Origin of the sequence: Parafrankia colletiae, assembly GCF_001854655.1 — a bacterium.
Lineage (GTDB): Bacteria > Actinomycetota > Actinomycetes > Frankiales > Frankiaceae > Parafrankia > Parafrankia colletiae.
This window is the reverse complement of the sequence record NZ_MBLM01000163.1, coordinates 15,902-36,556: the sequence shown is the minus strand read 5'-3', so window position 1 is coordinate 36,556 and position 20,655 is coordinate 15,902. Positions and strand designations below refer to the sequence as shown.

Annotated in this window: 17 protein-coding genes; 8 read left to right on the top strand and 9 right to left on the bottom strand. The window is 73.1% G+C overall.

Annotation, left to right across the window (positions count from 1 at the left end; all coding sequences use genetic code 11):
• Positions 1 to 786 precede the first annotated feature (786 nt).
• From CC117_RS30110 to cysS, 5 genes are all read left to right on the top strand, one after another.
• Complete coding sequence (locus CC117_RS30110) at positions 787 to 1,269, top strand: CarD family transcriptional regulator (protein WP_006545253.1); 483 nt, start codon at positions 787 to 789, stop codon at positions 1,267 to 1,269.
• 206 nt (positions 1,270 to 1,475) lie between these two features.
• Positions 1,476 to 2,165 carry a 2-C-methyl-D-erythritol 4-phosphate cytidylyltransferase gene (ispD, locus tag CC117_RS30105; protein ID WP_071091142.1) on the top strand — a complete coding sequence of 230 codons (690 nt, stop codon included), beginning with the start codon at positions 1,476 to 1,478 and terminating at the stop codon, positions 2,163 to 2,165.
• Positions 2,162 to 2,644 carry a 2-C-methyl-D-erythritol 2,4-cyclodiphosphate synthase gene (gene ispF, locus CC117_RS30100; RefSeq protein WP_071090586.1) on the top strand — a complete coding sequence of 161 codons (483 nt, stop codon included), beginning with the start codon at positions 2,162 to 2,164 and terminating at the stop codon, positions 2,642 to 2,644. Before ispD ends, ispF begins: the two co-directional genes overlap by 4 nt.
• A 253-nt stretch (positions 2,645 to 2,897) precedes the next feature.
• Positions 2,898 to 3,290 carry a PPOX class F420-dependent oxidoreductase gene (locus CC117_RS30095; RefSeq protein WP_071090583.1) on the top strand — a complete coding sequence of 131 codons (393 nt, stop codon included), beginning with the start codon at positions 2,898 to 2,900 and terminating at the stop codon, positions 3,288 to 3,290.
• Between the two features lie 146 nt (positions 3,291 to 3,436).
• A complete protein-coding gene (gene cysS, locus CC117_RS30090) occupies positions 3,437 to 4,966 on the top strand; it encodes a cysteine--tRNA ligase (protein WP_071090580.1) in 1,530 nt (509 codons plus the stop codon).
• A gap of 95 nt (positions 4,967 to 5,061) precedes the next feature.
• On the opposite strand, the gene CC117_RS30085 is transcribed toward cysS, so the two are convergent.
• The 4 genes from CC117_RS30085 to CC117_RS30075 form a co-directional block, all read right to left on the bottom strand.
• Complete coding sequence (locus tag CC117_RS30085) at positions 5,062 to 6,633, bottom strand: FHA domain-containing protein (RefSeq protein ID WP_071090577.1); 1,572 nt, start codon at positions 6,631 to 6,633, stop codon at positions 5,062 to 5,064.
• Positions 6,634 to 6,637: 4 nt separating this feature from the next.
• A complete protein-coding gene (locus CC117_RS39880) occupies positions 6,638 to 6,811 on the bottom strand; it encodes a hypothetical protein (protein ID WP_157905482.1) in 174 nt (57 codons plus the stop codon).
• Positions 6,812 to 6,903: 92 nt separating this feature from the next.
• Positions 6,904 to 8,472 (bottom strand): PP2C family serine/threonine-protein phosphatase, encoded by a 1,569-nt coding sequence (locus tag CC117_RS30080; RefSeq protein WP_071090574.1) that lies wholly within the window; start codon positions 8,470 to 8,472, stop codon positions 6,904 to 6,906.
• Positions 8,473 to 8,692: 220 nt separating this feature from the next.
• Positions 8,693 to 9,928, bottom strand: a complete 1,236-nt coding sequence (locus CC117_RS30075) for a protein kinase domain-containing protein (protein ID WP_084133030.1) — start codon at positions 9,926 to 9,928, stop codon at positions 8,693 to 8,695.
• 335 nt (positions 9,929 to 10,263) lie between these two features.
• Between CC117_RS30075 and rlmB the strand changes: the two genes are divergently transcribed.
• The 3 genes from rlmB to CC117_RS30060 all read left to right on the top strand — a co-directional run bounded on the left by rlmB (position 10,264) and on the right by CC117_RS30060 (position 13,878).
• Positions 10,264 to 11,352: a 23S rRNA (guanosine(2251)-2'-O)-methyltransferase RlmB gene (gene rlmB / locus CC117_RS30070; protein WP_071090571.1), complete on the top strand. Its 1,089-nt coding sequence runs from the start codon at positions 10,264 to 10,266 to the stop codon at positions 11,350 to 11,352.
• A gap of 155 nt (positions 11,353 to 11,507) precedes the next feature.
• Complete coding sequence (locus tag CC117_RS30065; RefSeq protein WP_241830559.1) at positions 11,508 to 12,953, top strand: sensor domain-containing phosphodiesterase; 1,446 nt, start codon at positions 11,508 to 11,510, stop codon at positions 12,951 to 12,953.
• Between the two features lie 406 nt (positions 12,954 to 13,359).
• The gene (locus tag CC117_RS30060; RefSeq protein ID WP_241830584.1) at positions 13,360 to 13,878 is read left to right on the top strand and encodes an RlpA-like double-psi beta-barrel domain-containing protein; all 519 of its coding nucleotides are present in this window, start codon (positions 13,360 to 13,362) and stop codon (positions 13,876 to 13,878) included.
• Between the two features lie 135 nt (positions 13,879 to 14,013).
• Here CC117_RS30060 and CC117_RS30055 read toward each other — a convergent pair whose 3' ends face one another.
• From CC117_RS30055 to CC117_RS30035, 5 genes are all read right to left on the bottom strand, one after another.
• On the bottom strand, positions 14,014 to 15,774 hold the full coding sequence (locus tag CC117_RS30055) for a DUF2334 domain-containing protein (protein ID WP_241830558.1): 1,761 nt from the start codon (positions 15,772 to 15,774) through the stop codon (positions 14,014 to 14,016).
• Positions 15,775 to 15,884: 110 nt separating this feature from the next.
• Positions 15,885 to 17,165 carry a non-hydrolyzing UDP-N-acetylglucosamine 2-epimerase gene (gene wecB / locus CC117_RS30050; protein WP_071090565.1) on the bottom strand — a complete coding sequence of 427 codons (1,281 nt, stop codon included), beginning with the start codon at positions 17,163 to 17,165 and terminating at the stop codon, positions 15,885 to 15,887.
• A 96-nt stretch (positions 17,166 to 17,261) separates the two neighbouring features.
• Positions 17,262 to 17,945, bottom strand: a complete 684-nt coding sequence (locus CC117_RS30045; RefSeq protein ID WP_071091134.1) for a family 16 glycoside hydrolase — start codon at positions 17,943 to 17,945, stop codon at positions 17,262 to 17,264.
• Between the two features lie 125 nt (positions 17,946 to 18,070).
• On the bottom strand, positions 18,071 to 19,396 hold the full coding sequence (locus CC117_RS30040; protein ID WP_071090562.1) for a glycosyltransferase family 2 protein: 1,326 nt from the start codon (positions 19,394 to 19,396) through the stop codon (positions 18,071 to 18,073).
• A complete protein-coding gene (locus CC117_RS30035; protein ID WP_071090559.1) occupies positions 19,393 to 19,674 on the bottom strand; it encodes a hypothetical protein in 282 nt (93 codons plus the stop codon). Before CC117_RS30035 ends, CC117_RS30040 begins: the two co-directional genes overlap by 4 nt.
• Between the last annotated feature and the right edge of the window lie 981 nt (positions 19,675 to 20,655).

The following is a 20,655-nucleotide window of genomic DNA, read 5'->3' as shown; positions in this document are numbered from 1 at the left end:
CRCCGGGGCTGGCCTGGCCAGGCCCCCTGGTGGAGCCGGCCGGCAGGTGGAGCGGGCGGAAGGATGCCGGCGGGGGTCGGGGGGCGAGCGATCGCGAGCATGGCGTTTCGGTCCTGGCTCGCGCAAGAGAATGCGGATGTCCGCGGTGTGCGCCGCCCGCTCGGGACCCGTCCGCTCCGGCCAAGGTGGGACCGCGGAAAGGGGGGCCCGCCCGGGCCTGGCACGCGCGGGGGAGGCCGCCTGGTCCCCGCCGGTCCGGACGGAAAAGGCCGCAGTACACGGGGATCGCGGGCCATTGGCCACCTCGGGCCAGTGATYATCAGGTTGGCGATCGGGTGGCACGCGGGTGTCCGCGCGGGACGCCGGTGCACCTGCCGGACGGGGCCGGACCGTGCCCGGAACCAACGGGTGGGGTGCCCGACCTTGGTGGCGGCGGCGCGACACGCCCGGCCGGCGCGGCCGGTGCCAGGGGGACATCCGGCGGGTCGGCGGGGGGACGGGTGGCCGGAGCGGTAGTGTCGCGGCGCCCTTGATACCAACAACCGGACAACTTCCACCGCATCGCCATCTGTTTCGCCAGCCGGGTCGATCCGCCTCTTGATAGGCCCCGACCTGCGCGGATCCGGTCGGCCTGCGCACCGGCCCGGTCGCGTGCAGCAGCTGTCCGCCTCGGAGGGTGGCCGCAACACGACGGCGGCGCTCTTCCCCTGCCGGCCGGGAGTGCGCGTCTGACCTGCGGCGATGCGTGCGTGTTACGCTGGTAGAGGCGGAAGGGGCACGTGACACATGGCGTTCCAAGTCGGCGAGACCGTTGTTTACCCGCATCATGGTGCTGCTCTGATTGATGCGATTGAAACGCGCGTCATCAAGGGTGAAGAGAAACTTTATCTCGTGCTGAAGGTCGCTCAGGGCGATCTCACTGTCCGTGTTCCAGCCGACAACGTCGGCATGGTGGGCGTGCGTGACGTTGTCGGCCAGGACGGCCTGGAGCGTGTGTTCGAGGTGCTGCGCGCCCCGCACACGGAGGAGCCGACCAACTGGTCACGGCGTTACAAGGCCAACCTGGAGAAGCTCGCCTCCGGCGACGTGAACAAGGTCGCCGAGGTGGTTCGTGATCTCTGGCGGCGTGATCGTGAGCGCGGTCTTTCCGCAGGTGAGAAGCGCATGCTCAGCAAGGCGCGGCAGATTCTTGTCAGTGAACTCGCGCTCGCTGAGGGAACCAATGAGGACAAGGCCGAAGCCATGCTCGACGAGGTCCTCGCCGGCTGATACCGGCGCCACCTCGGACATGCACGGTCGGCAACACCAGGGCGGCTTTGTACGCGTCGCCCGACGTCAGCGGAAGGCTTGATGTTCCCGACCGAATCGTGGTTGCTGCGGATTTCCGTACCTGTGGGAGTGCCCCCGGAAGGGGGCCTCTCACCCGCCCGGATCGACCGGGTCGCGATACGCGGACGCTGCGGAGGCCATAGGTGGTGAGCACCCGAGTAGGGGCGGTCGTGCCGGCAGCTGGCCGGGGCGAGCGCCTCGGTGGCGGCACACCCAAGGCACTGCGGCCGCTCGCTGGCCGTCCGATGCTGCTGCGGGCGGTGGAGACTCTCCTGGCGTCCGCGCACGTCACCCAGGTCGTTGTCGCGGCGCCACCCACGCTGGTGGACGTCGTCGGGCAGATCCTCGGCCCCGGAGTGTGCGTGGTGCCGGGCGGCGGGGAGCGGGTGGATTCGGTGCGCACCGCGCTGGACGCCCTGGACGATGACATCGGGGTCGTCCTCGTGCATGACGCGGCACGGCCGCTCACGCCGGCCACGCTGGTGGACGCGGTCGCGACGGCGGTGCTCGCCGGTCATCCGGCGGTGATCCCCGTGTTGCCCGTGACGGACACCGTCAAGGAGATCGACGCGGACGGCCGGGTGGTGCGGACCCCGCGCCGGGACATGCTGCGCGCGGTGCAGACCCCGCAGGGCTTCCGGCGGGACATTCTGCGCACCGCCTACGCGAACCGCGACCTGCCCGTCACCGACGACGCGGGCCTCGTCGAGGCGCTCGGGGTGCCGGTGACGACGATTCCCGGCGCCGAGGAGGCGTTCAAGGTGACCCGGCCGGTCGATCTGGTCCTCGCGGAGGCGCTGCTGGCCGACTCGCTGGCCCGGGACGGCCAGCGATGACCGCGCCGCAGCTGCCCCGCGTGGGCACGGGGGTGGACGTCYACCCCTTCGAGGCGGGGCGCGACTGCTGGGTCGCCTGCCTGCAGTGGCCGGGCGAGACCGGCCTGGCCGGGCACTCCGACGGTGACGTGGCCGCACACGCGGCCTGCGACGCGCTGCTTACCGCCGCCGGCATCGGTGACCTCGGCGCGGTGTTCGGCACGGGCCGCCCGGAGTGGTCCGGGGCCTCCGGCGCCGCACTGCTGGGCGAGACAGCCCGGCTGCTCGCGGAGGGCGGCTGGCTGATCGGCAACGTCGCTGTCCAGGTGGTGGGTAACCGCCCCCGGATGGCCGCCAGGCGGCTCGAGGCGCAGGAGGCGATGTCGTCGGCTCTGGGTGCCCCGGTCAACCTGTCCGCGACGACCACGGACGGCCTCGGTCTGACCGGGCGGGGTGAGGGGCTGGCCGCGGTGGCGACGGCCCTGGTCGCCCGCCTCTGAACCCACTCCCGCCGGCCTCGGCCGGCGGCGTTCGCGTTCCCGGTCGGCGGGCTGCCCGTCGGCTGCCTGCGACGGACCCGTCGGCGGGCGTGCCGGCGGGCACGCCGGGCGCTGGGTAGCCGCCTGCGGGCGGGCCCTTCCCGGACGGCAGGCGCGGTTGCCGGATTGTTGGCATGCCTGACTGGCATCGGACGTAGTTTGATGCTGGGGGAGTGAGAGGGTGTGCCCGGTGAGCGAGTCTCGGAGGAGTGTGATGGCGGCGCGGCTCCCGGAGGCGGTCAGGGCACTCGTGGATGCTCCGACCTACGTGACGCTGGCGACGATCCGTCCGGACGGCGCGCCGCGCCTCACCGTGCTGTGGATCGCGCGGGACGGTGACGACCTGCTGCTGTCGACGGTGCGCGGCCGGGCCAAGGAGCGGGACATCGCCCGAGACCCTCGGGTCGGCCTGATGTTTCTTGACCAGCGCGACCCGTATGCCTACGTCGAGATCCGCGGTGTGGCCTCGCTCTCCGAGGAGGGCGGCAAGGAGCTCATCGACCAGCTGTCCACGAAGTACACCGGCTCTCCGTACGGCTGGGACGGGCCGGACGAGGTCAGGCTGGTGATCCGCGTCATCGCGGAGCGCGTTCTCACCACGGGCTGACCGTTCTCACCGCGGGCTGACACCGCCCGCGACCGCCTTCGCGCGGGGGGTCGGTTCCGCGATTCGGCCCCCTGATGCCCCGGCGCGACCCCCATTCCAGTACCTCCCTTCGGCGTGGCGGCTGCCGGGGGCCGTACCCTTGACAGATGGGTCTTCGCCTCTATGACACGCGCACCCGGCGCGTGCGGCCGTTTGTGCCGCTGCGCCCCGGTCATGTGGGCGTGTACGTGTGTGGGCCCACCGTCCAGTCACCGCCGCATGTGGGCCATATCCGCACCGCGCTGGCGTTCGACCTGCTGCGGCGGTGGATGACGCAGGGCGGGCTCGCGGTGACCTTCGTGYAGAACGTCACCGACATCGACGACAAGATCATCGTCAACGCGGACCTGGCGGGTACCACCGTCTGGGAGCTCGCCACCCGGCAGACCAGGGCGTTCGACGAGGCCTACCGGGCTGTCGGCGTCCTGCCACCGACGATCTCCCCGCGGGCCACCGGGCACATCCCGGAGATGCTGGAGATGGTCTCCGTCCTGGTGGAGCGGGGGCTGGCCTACCCGGGCGCGGGCTCGGTGTGGTTCCGGGTCGGCGCCTACGCGGACTACGGCGCCCTGTCCCACCAGCGGCCCGCGTCGATGCACCCGTCTCCGGAGGCCGAGCCGGGCAAGTCCGATCCCCGGGACTTCGCCCTGTGGAAGGCGGCGCGGCCCGGCGAGCCCTCCTGGTCGTCGCCCTGGGGGCCGGGCCGTCCCGGCTGGCACCTGGAGTGCTCGGCGATGGCCGGCAAGTACCTCGGTGACGTCTTCGACATCCACGGCGGTGGGCTCGATCTGGTCTTCCCGCATCACGAGAACGAGCGCGCCCAGACGGTCTGCTCGGCTGGTGGACCAGAAGCCGCCGAGATGGCCAACTACTGGATGCACGTGGGGCTGCTGACCACCGGTGGCACCAAGATGTCCAAGTCGCTGGGCAACTCGTTCTTCGTGACGGACGCGCTGGCCGCGGTCCGCCCGCAGGTCCTGCGGTACCACCTGCTCTCGGCGCACTACCGCTCCTCGCTGGAGTACAGCGCGCAGACGCTCGACGAGTCCGGCGCGGCGCACGACCGGGTGGAGACGTTCGTCCGCAACGCCCTCGACATCCTGGGCGGGCCGGACGAGGCCGCCGCGCTCGCCGCGGAGACCGACCGCGACGGCACGGATCCGGGAGGCGGTCCCGCGGGGCTGGCACAGCGGAGCCTGTCGCCGGGGGGGCTGGCGCAGGCGGGTGCGGCCGCGCCTGCGGGCGATGACCTGACGCCCCGTCAGGCCTGGGCCGAGTTCGCGGCAGCGCTGGACGACGATCTCTCGGTCGGCCGCGCGCTGGCGGCGCTGTTCGGCGTGGTCGGCCGCGGCAACCAGGTGCTTTCCAAGACGCACAGCCGGGAACTGGCCGGCTGGGTCGACGTCACCCGCCGGATGCTCACCGTGCTCGGGCTCGACCCGGTGGAGCAGTGGCCGACGGCCGGGGCCGAGCTGCGCCCGGCGCTCGACGGCGTCATGGACGTCCTGCTCGACCTGCGCTCGGCGGCCAGGGCCCGGCGGGACTACTCCGAGGCGGACTCGATCCGCTCGCGGCTCGCCGCCGCCGGCGTCGTCATCGAGGACACGCCCGAAGGCCAGCGCTGGCACCTCGCCTGAACGACATCCGCCTGAACGACCTGGCCCGCGCCGCTGGTGACAGCGACGCGGGCCAGATCGTGCCGAGCCGTCAGGTTCCCGCCTGACGGCGGCGATCACTGTGCGCGGACGGTGATCCTCGTCCAGGCGCCGACGTAGACGCGATCGCCGTCGCGCAGCGGAATCGGGCGGCCGGGCTCGATCGGGTCGGGCTCGTCGTTCAGCCGGGTCCCGTTGGTCGACCCCGGGTCCCGGACGGCGTACGTCCCGTCGGGCATCCGCTCCAGCGTCGCGTGGGCCCGGGAGATCCCCGGGTCCTCCGGCGCGCCCGACAGGTCGATCTCCGGGTTGATGCCCCGGGACTCGCTGCGCCGCCCGATGAGCATCTGCGACTCGGTCAGCGCGAAGACGCGGCGCGGGTAGAACGCCGGGAACGGGACGCGATGGTCGTCGCCGCTGTCGTAGTACTCCCGCTCGGCCTCGACGACGGCCTCCCAGGTGCCGGCCTGCGGCGCGTCCCAGTCGTTGCCCCGGCTCCCCGCGCGCGGGTCGCCCATCCTCGGGTCGTCGCGGCGCTGCTCGCCGATCCGCGGGTCGCCCAGCCGGGGGTCACCGAGGCGCGGGTCGGCCATCCTCGGATCGGTGGCGTGGCGGGCCTCCTGGCCGCGCCGCGGCCCGGCCTGCCGTGAGGTGGCACCCGCGTCGTCGATCCCGCCGCCGCCCGCCGGGGCGGGCAGCTGGCCGGTGCTGAAATCGAGCCCGCAGTTCTCGCAGAAGCGTGCGGACGGGTCGTTCAGCGACCGGCAGTTGGGGCAGGGCGCGTAGCGGTCGGCGGCACGGTCCCGGACGCCCGGCCCGGCAGGCCCCGCCGGCACCGGCGTGGAGCCGGCCCCCGCCGCGCCCAGTGGGTCGGCGCCGTAGCCGCCGCCGGGTGCACCGAACGACCCGCCGTCGCGGTAGCCGCGCCGGGGGTCGGCGTCCGGGGCACCCCGGCCCGGCTCGCCCGCGCCGTACCCGCCGCGGCCGTCGGGCCGGCCCTCAGGCCCGCCATAGCCGCCGCGGTCGTCACGGCCGCGGGGAAACCCGCCGTCCGGCTCGGCCCGCCCGACGGGGTAGCCGCCCCGCCCGTCCCGCTCGTCCCGGCCCTCGCGGCCGTACCCGGGCGGTGTCCGGTCGTCACGGCCGCCGAAGCCGGCGCCGCGCTCGTCGGGCTCACGCCCGTACGGGTCGTGCCGCTCACCGCGGGCGTCGGGACGCCCGCGCTCGTCCGGCCGCCCGTAGCCCTCGCGGGCGTACGGGTCCGCCGGGTAGCCACCGCGAGCGGAGCGCGGTTCCTCGGCGTAGCCCTCGCGGCCGTAGCCGCCGTACGGGTCACCGCCGCGGCCCGCGCCGCGGGGCGGGTCCGCCACCCCGGGGGCGTCGGCCGGCGCGCGCCGGATCCCGAGCGGGTCGTAGCCGCCCTGGGCGCCGTCGGCGCCCGGCGGGACCGACGGGTCCCGCTCCGGTGCCCGTCGCGCGTACGGGTCCGCCGCCCGGCCGGCGGGCGCGCCCGCCGGGTACGCGGGATCACGGCCGCCATCGTCCTGGCGGAAACCATAACGATCCTGACCGCCCACGATCCGTAGCCCGCACTGATCGCAGTAGTCAGGATCGTGGGACAGGTGCCCCTCCGGGCAGCGTGCGCTCACCTGATCACCTGTTCACCCGAACGGTCCTGGCCGACATCGACGAGTCGCGGACCATCTCGTCCATCTTCTCGACGTATTTCTTCAGACGAACCGTACCCGTTGTTGGAATGTCGATGTGAACCGCCTCCTGTAGGAGGCGGTAGGTTGCGTCGTTGCCCCAGGTGAGGGCCTCCCGAATCGCCCGGCCGGATCACCGGTCTGGCAGCCGTGTCGCCGCGGTCGACGGCCGGGCATCCCCGCCCCGGGCCGTTTCCGACCGGCCGTGGAAGGTCACTGACTGGTCACCCTGGCCGCGACCACGGTGATGTTGTCATGGCCGCCCTGGTCGATCGCGAAGTCGGTGAGGTGGCGGGCGACGTCCAGCGCGGCGGCACCGGGGTCGAGCTGGTTCACCAGAGCGGCGAGCACGTCCGGCCGGGAGGAGTAGTTCCACAGCCCGTCACTGCAGACGAGCACCGTGGCCGGCGTCTCGATCGGGAAGGCGGCCGTGTGCGGGGTGACGTCCTCGGCATCGCCGCCCAGCCAGCGGGTCAGCGTGTGGGCACGCCGGTGCGTCTCCGCCTCCGAGGCGGGGATCAGCCCGGCGCGGGCCGCTTCGGCCGCCCAGGTGTCGTCCGCGGTGAGCCGCTCGCACCAGCGCGGACCGAGCAGGTAGACCCGGCTGTCGCCGACCCAGCCGACGGTGACCATGCCCGGGCCGTCCACCGAGGGCGGGGTGATGATCGCCGCGGCGATGGTGCAGGACGGAGCCATCCGGCCCTCGGCCGCGCTGAGCTGGGCGATGGTGGCCTGGGCAGCCTCGACTGCGGCGTGCAGGGCGGCGTCGGCCTCGTCCGGGCCGAAACCTCCGGAGATCCGGCGCGGCGCGGTACGCGGCTCGTCGTACTCGGTGTACTCCTCCAGGACGTCCAGAACATCGTTCGCGGAGCTTTCGGTGCGCTCCTCGTACGGGACGGCCTCGCCGGGTCCGTGGGCGCGCACCGCGTCCGCGAGGATCGCCGTCGCGGTCGAGGTGGCTGCCGCGGACGCCTCGCCGGACCCCGGGGTCGTCGAGACGCCGTCACAGACCACGGCGATGAGCGTTCCGTGGACGATCGCCACGCCCATCGAGTCCTCGTTCGTCGTGTGCCGGACCCCGCGGTCGCACACCCCGGCCAGCGGGCCCAGGTCGATCTCGCGGTGGTCCGCGTCGCCGCCACCCACCGGCGCGCCGGTGAAGGCGAAGCCGCATGCCTCGCAGTACCGCGCATCGCTGTAGTTGGGCGCCGCGCACACCGGGCAGCGGACGACCTCCTCACCGGCAGCGGACTCGCTCACCGGCGAGGCGCGGTGGCCCAGGAGCATCGTGGCGGGATCGGAGTCGGGGCTGTACCCGTCGCCGGCGAATCCGCCGCCGGAGTAGTCGCCGTCCGAATAACCGCCGGGCGGGTAGGCCRCAGCCTCGTAACCGTGCTCCGCGTACCCATCCCGATACTCGCTGTCACGATAGGTGCCCGATTCTGCCTGGTAGCCGGCCCCGGGATAGGCCGCGCCGCCCGGATAGTTGTTCTCCGGGTAGCCGGCGTTCTCCGGGTAGCCGCCCTCGCTGTAGCCGTTCTCGGGGTAGCTGTTCCCGGGATAGGGCGCGTCCTGGAAGTGGCCCGCGGCGTAGCCCTCCCCGCGATGCTCCGGACGGAACTCCTCCGGCGGGTAGCCCTCCGGCGGCAGATCGCTACCCTGGTACCGGCCCTGCTGGCCCGACTCGTCGAGGTAGCCGTCACCGGGGCGGKGGGCGTCCGGGCCCTCCGGCGGGTAGCCGTGCCCGGGATAGCTCTGCCCCGGGCGGGGGTTGAGGTCCACAGTCAGGCCACCGGCCGCGGCAGCGGCCCGCCAGTGACAGCGAGTCTGGGCGGTATGCGCGGAGCCGTCTGGCGCGGAGCCATGTGGTAAGTGCCTCCTGCCCGTCCTGTGGGGACCGGATATATCACGTCGACCTGCTCAGATCCAAGGACGCCGAGATGAATAGTGGCATGGTCCGCCAGGTGCGTCGACGCCGGTGATCTCGGTTCCTGCCTCGGTGTCAACGTCCGCCCGTCCTGCGTGGAATGCCGGAAGTTCTCCCCTGCAGTACGCCCGCCGCCCGCGCGTGCTCCGGAACCTCCGCTGCCCCCCACGCCTTTTGCCTGGTCAGAGGCCTTTGCTGGGCTCCGGCCGGGCGCGGCCCGGCGTCGGTGGGGCGCTGCGGCGCGGCGTTCGCCGCCACCGCGGCCAGCGCCGCGGCCATGTCGCCGGCGGTGCCGAACCTCCGCGCGGGATCGGTCGCGGTGGCACGAAGGAGGAACCGGTGCAGGGGTTCGTTCCGGGCCAGCACCTGGTGGACCTCCTCCGCCGGAAGGATGTAGCGATATGTTGACGCACGGTGCGGAAAATCGAGCACCGCGATTGCCAAGAGCCTGCCGAGAGCGTAGAGGTCAGAACCCACCGACGGGGGACTCATGGCGAGCTCGGGGGCGTCAAATCCAGCCGTGACGTGGAAGGCCCCGCAGCGCCGGCCGTGCTGGCGCACCGACTGGAGATCGATCAGCGTCACCTGGTCGCCGTTCCAGACCACGTTGCCCGGCGCGAGGTCGCCGTGGACGTAGCCGCGCTCGTGCACGTACCGCAGGGCGGAGAGCAGCCGCAGGGCGCCGGCGATCCCGTCCGGGACGGGCAGTGGCGCGCCGGCCGCGCCGAGCGCGAGCCTCCTGGACCGCAGCAGCCCCGCCAGCGACGGGCCGGGCACGAAGTCCATCACCGTGTAGACGATGTTGTTGTGCCGCACCTCGCCGAGGGTCTCCACGATCGCCGGATGCCGCAGCGGGGGGGCCGGCAGCGGGCGTCGGGAGAACCGCGCGCTCAGCGGGGGCGGGCGTGTCCCGGCTCGCCGCAGGCTCTTCAGTACCACCCGCCGCCCGGCGCCCACCGGGCCGCCGGGCGCGACGGCGAGGAAGACCCAGCCGCCCRCTCCCGGGCCTCCCGTGCCCAGGCAGTCGACGATCTCGTAGCCGCCGGCGACGTCCCCGGCGCGCAGCGGCGGCGCGAAGGAGTAGGGCGTCCGGCAGCGCGGGCAGAAGCCGCTCTCCCGCAGGTGCCCACCGGCGCCGGCCCGGCCGGCGGCGCGGCCCAGTGGACTGGCGCAGACCGGGCAGGACACGGCGGGATGTGCCCGTCGCCAGGCGCCGGCAGCGGTGGCGCGGGCATGGGTGTGGGACTGGGTGGGAAGGTGAGCGCCAGACGGGTCGGAATCCGTCGCTCCCGGTCCGGAGAAGCCTGCCACCCGCCCTCCAGATGTCGGTCCGCGCGTCACCCTGAGGATAGGTAGCAAGGCGCCGGTCCGGCGGCCGTCCTGGCCAACTGGTGCCCCGACCGGGCCAGTCGCGGCCGGCGGTGCAGCCGCGGGCACGGTGGGGCCGTGGTTCCGGCGCCCGGCGAGGCGTGGAGGTGCCGAGGGTCGCCGGTGACGGTGTCCGCCGCGTGGCGTGATGTCGGCGGATACCGTTGATGGACGACAGCACCCCGGCCGGCCGGCGCCGGCCGGCCGGGTGCGGTCTGATGATCGTTGGCTCGCAGACGGGTCGACGGCCCGACGCGTGAGTGACGAGGTGGTCTGTGATGGCCGGTGGCCAGGGCCGGGGCGGTGGCGGCATCGCCCGCGGTGGGCAGGGGGGCCGGGCCGGGAAGGCAGGCTCCCACCGTAAGGGCGCGGCGCTCGGCAGCGGCGGCCAGCGCCGCAAGGCGCTGCAGGGCAAGGGTGCGACACCGCCGGCGGAGATGCGGCCGGGCCATCCGGCCCAGCGCCGGGCAGCCGCGGCGGCGAACGCGGCCACCCGGGGGGCACGGCGTCCTGGGGTGGAGCGTGCCGCGGGTGCGGGTGCGGGTGCGGGTGCGGCGGGCGGGGCGGGCCCGGCCGGCGGCTCGGCGGCGTACGCCTCACGGCGCGGCGAGTCCGACGAGTACGTGGTCGGCCGCAACGCGGTGGTCGAGGCGCTGCGCGCCGGCGTGCCGGCGACCACGCTGCTGATCGCCGGCGGTCTCGACTTCGACGAGCGGGTCGCCGACGCCCGCCGCCTCGCCGGCCGGGCCGGGCTGAGCGTCGTCGACATCGGGCGGATCGAGCTCGACCGGCTCTGCCCGAACGCCCCGCACCAGGGGCTGGCGCTGACGGTCCCGCCGTACAGCTACGCCCACCCGGACGACCTGCTGGCCGCGGCCACCCGCGGCGCGCAGCCCGGCCTCGTCGTCGCACTCGACGGCGTCACCGACCCGCGCAACCTCGGGGCGGTCGTCCGCTCGGCAGCCGCCTTCGGCGCGACCGGGGTGGTGGTGCCGGAGCGGCGCGCCGCCGGCATGACCGCGGCGGCCTGGAAGACGTCCGCGGGCGCGGCGGCTCGGCTGCCGGTCGCGCGCGCCGTGAACCTGACCCGCACGCTGCGGTCGTACGCCGAAGCGGGCCTGTTCGTCGCGGGTCTGGCGGCGGACGGCGAGGTCAGCCTCGACGACCTGGAGGTCGCCACCGACCCGCTGGTCGTCGTTGTCGGCTCGGAGGGCCGCGGGCTCTCCCGGCTGGTCGGCGAATGCTGTGATCTCAGGATCCGGATTCCGATGGCGGGAGCCACGGAGTCGCTGAACGCCGGTGTCGCGACCGGCATCGCACTGGCGGAGATCGCCCGCCGTCGCCGGCAGGCCCTCGCGGCCGACTGAGCTTCCCCGGCCGGGATCCGCGGACCTGCGGAGGTACGCGGACCGGCGCACCATGAACTGAGGAGCGGACAGGAGAGCAGCGACGGTACGAAGCGCCACCGACGGGGCAGGAGCGCCGGTTCGGCGCCGGCGGCCGAGGAGCGGGAGGTGCACCCGTGAGTGAGCGTGTGGCCGGCGGCAGGCGGGAGGCCGCGCGCGGGCAGGCGAATCCGGGCGGTGCCGACAGCGACCGGCACAGAAGGCGCGACCCGGTCCAGGAGGCGCGGGAGCACACCGACGAGATGGCGCGGGTGCTCGATCTCGCCCGGCGCCACCTGCGCACCGACGTCGCCTGGCTGTCCCGCTTCAGCGGGGACCGTCAGGTCATCGAGCTGGTAGCCGGCGACGGCGCTCTGGCCGAGAGCCTGGTCGGGCGTCAGGTCGACCAGGAGCGCACCTACTGCGCCCGGGTGCTCGACGGGCGGCTGCCCGCCGTGATTCCCGACGCGCGGGCCGACAGCCGTACCGCCGGCCTGGCAGTCACCCGGGAGCTGGGGATCGGCTCCTACGTCGGAGCGCCGGTCTATCTGGACTCCGGTGAGCTCTACGGCATGCTGTGCGCGCTGGGCACCGACCCGGACCCGGAGCTGGGCGACAAGGACGGTCACTTCCTGCGGCTGCTGGCCGACGCCCTGACCGAGACGGTGTCGGCGCTGCGCCGTAGCGGCGCGGACGACGACCACCTCCGGTCGGTGATCGGGAGGATCATCGACCGCGGTGGTCCGGAGATGGTCTTCCAACCGGTGTTCGATCTGCCGACCCACGGGATCGTCGGGGCGGAGGCGCTGGCGCGCTTCCCCTCCTTCCCACCGCCGGGCGGCGAAGACTGTGGTGGGGGCGGGGGAATCTTCGACGAAGCCGGCACGGAGGYTGGCCGACAGCCCGCGCCCGGATCCGCGCCCGGGAACGGGGCCCGCCGACCGGAATACGGCGGCTTGACCCCGGAGCGATGGTTCGCCTACGCGACGTCGGTCGGCATGGGCATCGATCTCGAGCTCGCGGCGATCCGGGCGACCCTCACGGCGCTGCCCCGGTTCCCGCGCGGCCTGTCCATCGCGGTCAACGCCGCACCGGCGACCATCGCCTCCGGACGTCTCACCGAGCTGCTCAGCGGGCCGGGCGCCGACCAGGTGGTCGTCGAGATCACCGAGCGGGAGAGCATCCACGACCTGCCCGGCACGCTCGGCCGGCTGCAGGAGCTGCGGGACATGGGCGTCCGCGTCGCGGTCGACAACGTGGGCGTGGCCTATGCCAGCCTGCGCCGGCTCGTGCAGATCCTGCCGGACGTCGTGAAGATGAACCGCTGGCTCTCCGCCGAGGTCGGCGCGGACACGGCCCGCCGCGCGCTGGTCGAGGCACTGGTGCACTTCTCCCGGCAGATCGGGGCGACCCTGGTCGCTGCCGGCATCGAGACGACCGGCGCGATGCGGGTGCTGACCGCGGCGGGTGTGGACCAGGGCCAGGGAGACTTCCTGGGCCCGCCGGGCCCGCTGCCGCTGCCCGCGCACTGCCGGTGTCTCCCACTGGGACAGGGCACGCCGAAATCCGCCGCAATGGCCTGATCGGTCCGCACCGGCAGGATCGGCCGCGGTTCCTCCCGGCACTTCGTCGCTTCTGGTACCTGATTCCCGCCCCATCGCGGGATGATGGGGCCGAAGTCGGCGGGTGTGGCCTTCCGGGCGTTGTGGTGACCCGGTTGAACCGGAGCATTGCCGACGTCCGGAGGGTGCCCGCAGAGTGTGGGCTGTGAAAACTGCGGAGAACATCCGGGTGTCGTCTGTGAGATCCCCGCGGGGATTCAGTCGGCGGATCCTGGCCGGGGCGGTGCTGCTGACATCGGCTGTGGGTTCTGTCTCCTGCACGGAGCCTGCGGGCGGCCAGGTTACGGGCGGAACGGGTGAAGGCTGGCATCTCACCGTCTACTACACGGCGGTGGAAGGTTTTCACGCGGATACACCGTTGACGACGGTGCGCGGCTGCCCGCAGCGTGACTGCGCCTTTGGTGACGAGCTTCTCGGTGCCTTTCCCGCCAGTTTCGTCGACGCGGTACGCGACGAGGGGACGGGGCGTATCACCAGCGGGCCGCGATCGGGGTCGATGCTCAACTGGTCCTTCGACACCGGTTTCTGGCTCGACGACATTCCCAGCGACACCGTCGGCCGGGCCCTGGTTCCCTTCCGCAGCGCCGCGGCGGATCCGTCGACCCTTCCCTCCGGGACGGCCTTCGTGATCGACGACTGCGGCCATGAGGAGGACGGGTCCGCGATCGACCCGGCCGCCTGCGAGGCGCTGCGGCGCACGACCTGGGAGGTACGCGACGAGTTCACCCCGGGACTCGGGGGCGACCGCCGGCTCGATCTCTACATCGGGGAGGAGGACGGTCCCGGTTTCACCGAGACCAGTCCGCTCTACCTGACCGGTGTCGACGCACGCGTCACGGTCACGGTCACCGGGCGGGCTGACGCGGACCGACAGCCCCGGGCCTGAACCCGCATCGGCCGGTGCGAGGGCACGACGGTGGATCGGCCGGTGCGAGGGCACGACGGTGGGGAGAGCGCGACGGCGGGGAGGGCGTGGGAACTCCGGGTCCCACGCCCTCCCCGCCGTTGTGGGTCCGTGCGCTCAGACCGCCGAGGCGGCGATGAAGGAGTACCCGAGCGCCCGAACACCTTCGACGGTCTGCCGCAGGTAGTCGACGCCCAGATACGGGTGGTAGGACATGCTGGCGTACCCGTCCCGGACGACCAGATTGCGCCGTGCCGCGTCGATCAGATCCGCGGGCAGCCGCGCCGGGTGGTTGTTGAACGCCGCCGGCTCCACGTTCCCGATGTTCTCCGGAATCACGAACGACCCGTGGATGTCGGTGACCGGGTAAGGAAAGAACTGACCTCCGTACTTCGTGTGGTCGACGGTCCCGCCAGCCAGCTGGTTGCGGAAGTACAGCCCACGGTCGTACCGGCGCGGGAACTTCGTCCGGGCCGCTGCGTAGTCGGGCGCGGAAGCGGCGTAGTGCGGGAACTCGAAAACGGTCGGCACAGCCAGCCCGGCCGCGGTGAAAGCGGCCGCAGCCCCGTTAATCCGGCTGGTGGCCCAGGCCTGGCTGTCACCGGGGACCGGCCCGTCGTACACGACGTTGTCCTGCGCGTCGACATGGGCCCGGAAGAACTCGAAGTCGTCCGCGCTCGCCCCGGAATAGGGATTGGCCGCGTTCGAGAACTGGTGCGTCCAACCGTGCATGATCAGCGTTCCGCCGCGCTGGGTCATGTAGCGCAGTGCGGAGACGACGTCCGGCCGTGCGGCGAGACTGTAATCCTGTGCGACACCGTTGTTGTAGGTGCCGTTCGCGTCGACGTACCGCGGGTAGACCGTGACCGAGAACGGGACCCGCGCCGAGGAGAGGTAGTCGGCGATGGCGCGCAGCTCGGCCGGGTCGGCATCCGGCCCGACGTCCTCGATGCGTACCAGGGCCCGGTGCCTGGTCGGTGTCTGCGGCGCCAGCACGTCGAAGAGAACGTCCGCCACGGAGAGGTAGCGGTCGGTCATGTCGGCGTAGGCGAACGGGATCTCACCGATGTAGGTCAGGTTCCTCGCCCGCAGCGCCCAGGGGAATCTCGTCCCGTCGCCGCGGACCGCCTCCGCCARCACAGTCGCCCGGGTGGTGTCCACCGCCGCGTAGTCCATGATCCCTGCGGCGTTGCCGGTGTACCGGGTGAGGTCCGTCCCCTTGTAGCGAACGGCGCCGACGGTGGAGGTGTCGAAGCCCGACCAGTTCCAGCCATAGGTCGTCGGGAACGCCGGCGACTGGGCCGTGAGCTGCCAGATGTTGTTGTACATCCAGACCACCGGGCGGGTGCCCGCCAGGACGTCCGTCAGGAAGGCTGTCGGCACCTGTTCGTCGTAGGTGGACCCGATGTAGATCACGGCTGCGTAGCCGGCCAGCTGGCCGGCGGTGTAGGTGCTGCCGGGCCGGGCCTGCCAGGTGCCGAACCGCGACGCGAGGTTCGCCGCCTGCATGGCGTACTGCTCGCCGAGCCAGCCCCACGCGCCGGTCGTGTCGTAGAGGATCAGCGTCCCCACGCCGGCCGCTGCCGCGGCGGGCGGCGTGGGGGCGGCCGTGGTCGTGGTGGCGGCCGTGGTCGTGGGGGCGGCGTCCTCCGGTCGGCCGTCACCACCGGCACCGCCCCCCGCGCGCCCGCCCGGGGCCGGGGATTCGGCTGGTCCGGCCGGTGGCAGGTCGGTCCCCCTGCCGGGCGGTACCGGCCGCGGCGCGCGCCGTGGCCGCGCCGTCCCGACCCCGACCCCGGCCCTGGGCGCGGTGGCGGTTGCGGCGCCGGCGCCGGCGCTCACGGCGACCGCGAGCAGCCCGGCCGCCGCGACCGTCACCGGCCGCCGACTCCGGCTTCGCCCGACGGCCTGACGGCTTGCGACAACCCGGCGGTTGCCGACAGCCCGGCAGCGGCCGAGGAGACGGTGTCGGGGTCTCTCGGGGGAGGTCATGCGCCGCTTTCCTCTCGGCCTGCCGTGACCACGGTGCCGGTGCGCTCGCGGTGTGGAACCGCCGGCTGGCGCGGGATGGTGATCGGGCGCGCGGGCGGCAGCGGGAGGTCCGGGACGAAGGCATCCGGAACGGGAGCGCCGAGTAGCCGGTGCTCGATCGCCGCCACCGCCCGGCGGGCAGCCTGCCCGTCCCCGTAGGGATTGACGGCCCCGGCCATCGCCGCGTACGCCACCGGGTCGTCCACCAGGTTCCCCACCGCCGCCACGATCTGGTCCGGGTCGGTGCCGACGAGCCGGGCGGTGCCGGCCCGCACGCCTTCGGGGCGTTCGGTGTTGTCTCGCAGCACCAGCACGGGCTTGCCGAGGCTCGGCGCCTCCTCCTGGACTCCTCCGCTGTCGGTCAGGACGACCGTCGCCATGGCCATGAGGTGCGCGAACGCAGCGTAGTCGACCGGGTCGGCGACGATGATGCCGGGCAGTCCGGCGAGTGGTGGCAGCACGGCCTCCCGCACCGCGGGGTTCCGATGGGCGGGCAGCACGATCAGCAGCTCGGGCCGCTCGGTCGCGAGCCGGGCCAGCGCCGCGCCGACCCGGGCGAGCGGCTCGCCCCAGGACTCGCGCCGGTGCGCCGTGACCAGGACGACCGGACGCCCACTGTCGCCGATGCGCTGCCGGACGTCGGCGAGCAGCCGGTCGTCGGGCGGCGGCGCCGCGGTCACCTGCAGCAGGGCATCGATCACCGTGTTCCCGGTGACGAGGATCGAGTCCGCCCGGACGCCTTCGGCCAGCAGGTTGGCGCGGGCCGACGGGGTCGGGGCGAGGTGCAGGTCCGCCAGCTGTGCGGTGAGCCGGCGGTTGATCTCCTCGGGGAACGGTGAGGACGGGTCGTCGGTGCGCAGCCCGGCTTCCAGATGGACGACGGGCACGTTCTGGTAGAAGGCCGCCAGCGCGCCGGTGAACGCCGTGGTCGTGTCACCCTGGACGACGACCGCGTCCGGCCGCACCTCGGTCATCACCGCCTCGAGACCGGCAAGGGCACGCGTGGTCACCCCGGACAGGGACTGGCGGTGCTGCAGGATCTCCAGGTCGTAGTCAGGCACCAGCCCGAACAGGCTGTTGACCTGGTCGAGCATGGTCCGGTGCTGGCCTGTGACGGCCAGGACCGGTCGCAGCGACCGGCCCCGGCGCAGCTCGTGGACCACCGGCGCCATCTTGATCGCCTCGGGTCTCGTGCCGTACACGAGCAGCACCGTGTGACCGGTGGAGCTGTCGGTCACGTCGTCCTCCCATCGTTGATCGCATGTCGGATGTGGCAGACAGGCGGCTGGGTAGCCAGCCAGCCAGCCAGGCAGGCGGGCAGCAGGTCAGGCGGGTCAGGGGGTCGGCGCGTCGGTCGGGCGCAGGCTTCGGGCCCCGGCCCGGCGGAACTCCACGACCGCGTCCTCGCAGTACAGGCCGACCGCTCCGGAGTGGTAGGGGCGCTCGGCGTCCTGGGTCCGCACCGTCGGGACGCCGTCCACCGAGACCGCCAGCGCATCCCCCGCGTGGACCACATCGACGGTGTGCCAGCTGCCGAGCTGGGCCCGCGGCGTGGGCCCACTCGCCAGGAACCGCTGGCCGCCGGGATAGGCCGGGTCCTGCTTGCTGAGCTCCCACCCGTTCGGCTTCAGCGCGAAGGCGTAGAAGTGCGCTGAATCGGTGTAGTTCCACAGGACCCACCCGACCTCCCAGGGAGACGGAGAACCCGGGCGGAGCTGGYGGATGGTGCGGACCTGCGCTGTGAAGCGCACATCGCGGTACTCCTCGGAGCTGATGACAAGGCCGGCGTGGGTGTGCTCGGGTCCCTCGGCGGCCTGCGGAGCCAACGTGATGACGAGATCGCCGCCGACGGTGTGCCCGGTGGTGCGCCCGTAGCCGTCGAAGATCGCCTGCCAGGGGCCGTGGGTGGTCCCGTCGCGCCAGCGGGTGGGACGGCCGTCGGAGCCCAGCTGGACCACCGCCCACACCCCGGTCAGCGCCGCGACGGCACCCAGCAGAAGCAGGACCACCACCGGCACCGGATGGGCGCCGTGCCGGGGCCGCCCGTTCGGCTGTCGTCCTGCCGGCCCTCGACCGGCGGTCTGGCGACCGGCGGTCTGGCGTCCGGCGGTCTGGCGTCCGGCGGTGGCCCGCGTCGCGGCCCTCATCGGCCGGAGCTGTCGTGGATGACGGGCACCGGCGCCCTGGGCTCGGAGCGGGCCGGTTCCGGGGTGCGGGCGGTCTTGTGCCAGCTTGTCCGGCGTCCCACCACCCGGGCCAGCGCCCACCAGCCGGCCACGAACCAGACCAGCGAGTAGATCAGGTAGAGATGGGCGTAGCCGGCGAGCCGCAGCATGCCGAGGCCGACGAGCGGCTCCCGCGAGCGGTAGATCAGTCCGCAGATCAGCGCCGGGCATGCGGCCATCACGTAGGCGCCGAGGAAGTAGCGCGGATCCGGCGCCACCCCACCCGCCAGCCAGCGCGTCAGCACGGCCACGGTGCTCAGCGCGAACGCCGCTGTCAGCATCGATGCCAGCAGGATCAGCAGCGGGCTCGAGAGGTGGAACAGCATGTCCGGCAGCGCCCGGACCCGCGCCTGCCGCAGCACCCGGGGCAGCAGCGTCCACGACTGCAGGTGGCCCTGGAACCAGCGGGACCGTTGCCGCAGCAGCCGACCGAGGCGGACGACCCCCTGCTGGTGGACGTCCGCCTGCGGGCAGAACTGGTTGCGCCAGCCGGCGAGGAGCAGGCGGACGCCGAGGTCCAGGTCCTCGGTGAGGCTGTGCGACCACGGCCCGCCACTGCCGAGCGAGCGCAGCGCGGAGAGCCGGACGAACTGGCCGTTGCCGCCGAGGCCGACGTTGTCCAGCTCGCCGCGGCCGCGCTGGAACACGTCCGTGTAGATCACGAACTCCATGTCCTGGAGCCGGGCGAGCAGGCTGCCGTCGCGGTTGTTGATGCGCACGCCGGTCTGCACTCCCGCGGTGCGGGGGTCGGCGAAGTAGGGCGCGACGGCGTCCACCGTGTGCGGGTCGAGCCGCCCGTCGGCGTCGACCACCGCGATGATCACGTCATCCGGGTCGCGGGAGGCGACCTCGTCACGGGTCGCCAGGTGCGCGATCGCGGAGTTGAGCGCGGCGCCCTTGCCGCGCCGGGCGTCCGGCAGGTTGCGGCGCAGCAGCCACACCCGGTCGTCGACCACGTCGAGCACCAGCTGGGACGTCCGGTCGTCGGAGCCGTCGTCCACGACGAGCACCCGGCGGTTCGGGGCGGGGGAGAGCAGCAGGCGACGCAGGCTCGCCTCGATGACCGCCTCCTCGTTCAGGCAGGGCATCACGAAGACGAAGAAGATGCCGGTCGGAGGAGGCCCGGTCCGGGCTCGGTGGACGCGGGAGAGCACCAGCATCATGAGCAGGTAGAGCATTCCGAAAGCGATCATGATCGTGGCGAGGAGCCGGGCGTCGCCGCCGTCGGCGTCGAGCAGGTTCATGCGGCCGGGCCGGGACCGGGCCGGGACGGTCGGCGGCCGGCCCGCAGCACGAGGGCGACCAGGATGCCGAGCAGCCCGGTCGACAGGTACAACAGGAACGCGACGCCCACCACGTCGGTCAGCAGGCCGGAAACCAGGTCGAGCAGGACGGTCGCGTGGTCGGGTGATGCCTCGCGAGCGGCTGGGGTGACCGCCTGTGCCACTGGGCCGCGGAGCGGTTCGGTCGGGCCGAACCCCGCAGGGGCGAGCGTTTCGGCAGCGGGCAGCGGGACGTACATGAGTCCTCCGTGCGAGATCAGGTGCGAGGGTCCGAGCGCACGCGGGGCACCCGCGCCGGCTCGCGGAGCTGGCGCGGGCAGTGTCGGCGCGCCAGCGCACCGGTGGTTCGTCGGCCGGAGCCGGGTGATGTGGCGTCGGGAACGACGAAACGACACAGCGACGAAACGACGACGGCGGAACACAGGTCTGTGTTCGCGTTCCGAACGGCGCAGCGCGGCCTGTTTCGGGTCCGAAAGGCATGCCGGGACCGGCGCCTTCGAATCGGCAGGGATTCGAAGGCGCGACGTTGTTCGGGAGTGGTATCGCGCGAACGTCGAGGTCTTCGTGGAAGCGCGGGCAGAATCACGCAGTGACGGCGCCGGCTGCCGGACTCACGGGAACGGCCAGCTCGGTGGTGACACCCGCCCGGCAGACGGTCAGAACCAGTCTGGACGCCCGGATTCGGTCAATGGCTGGGCCGCGTTGTGGCTGCCGCTGCGGTTCCGGCCGTGGTGACGGGGACGGAGGCCGGTTGCCGCACGACGCCGCGAGCGCATTCCCCGGATGCTGTCCGGGACAGGGGTTTCCCATGCGGGCCAGCGCTCGGCAGTGGCCGCGGCGAGCTCGTAACACGATACGGACCGGCTGCCCGGCGCGGGGCCGGCACAGGTGGATTCTGCGGGCGTGGCCGTGGCCGACGCGCCCTGACATCGGCGCGGTTCGCCGCCCGTCGGCTGCAGCTGATTCAGATCTTCCCCCCAATGGAGCATGCCTCCCGGAACCGCTGGACGGCCAGCTGGAGGCGACGCCTGCGATCTCGCTGAATCCCTGCGATCTCGCTGAATCCTCAGTGGACCAGGGCGGGAGGGCGCCCCGTGACGTGCGTGTTCGGCTTCATTCTTACACGGAGTGCGACCGCGGTGGTACGGATGGCCGACTTTTCTTCGACGCGGGCCCGCCGTCTCACAATGTGGTCCCGAGAGGGTGCGTGAAGCCAATTT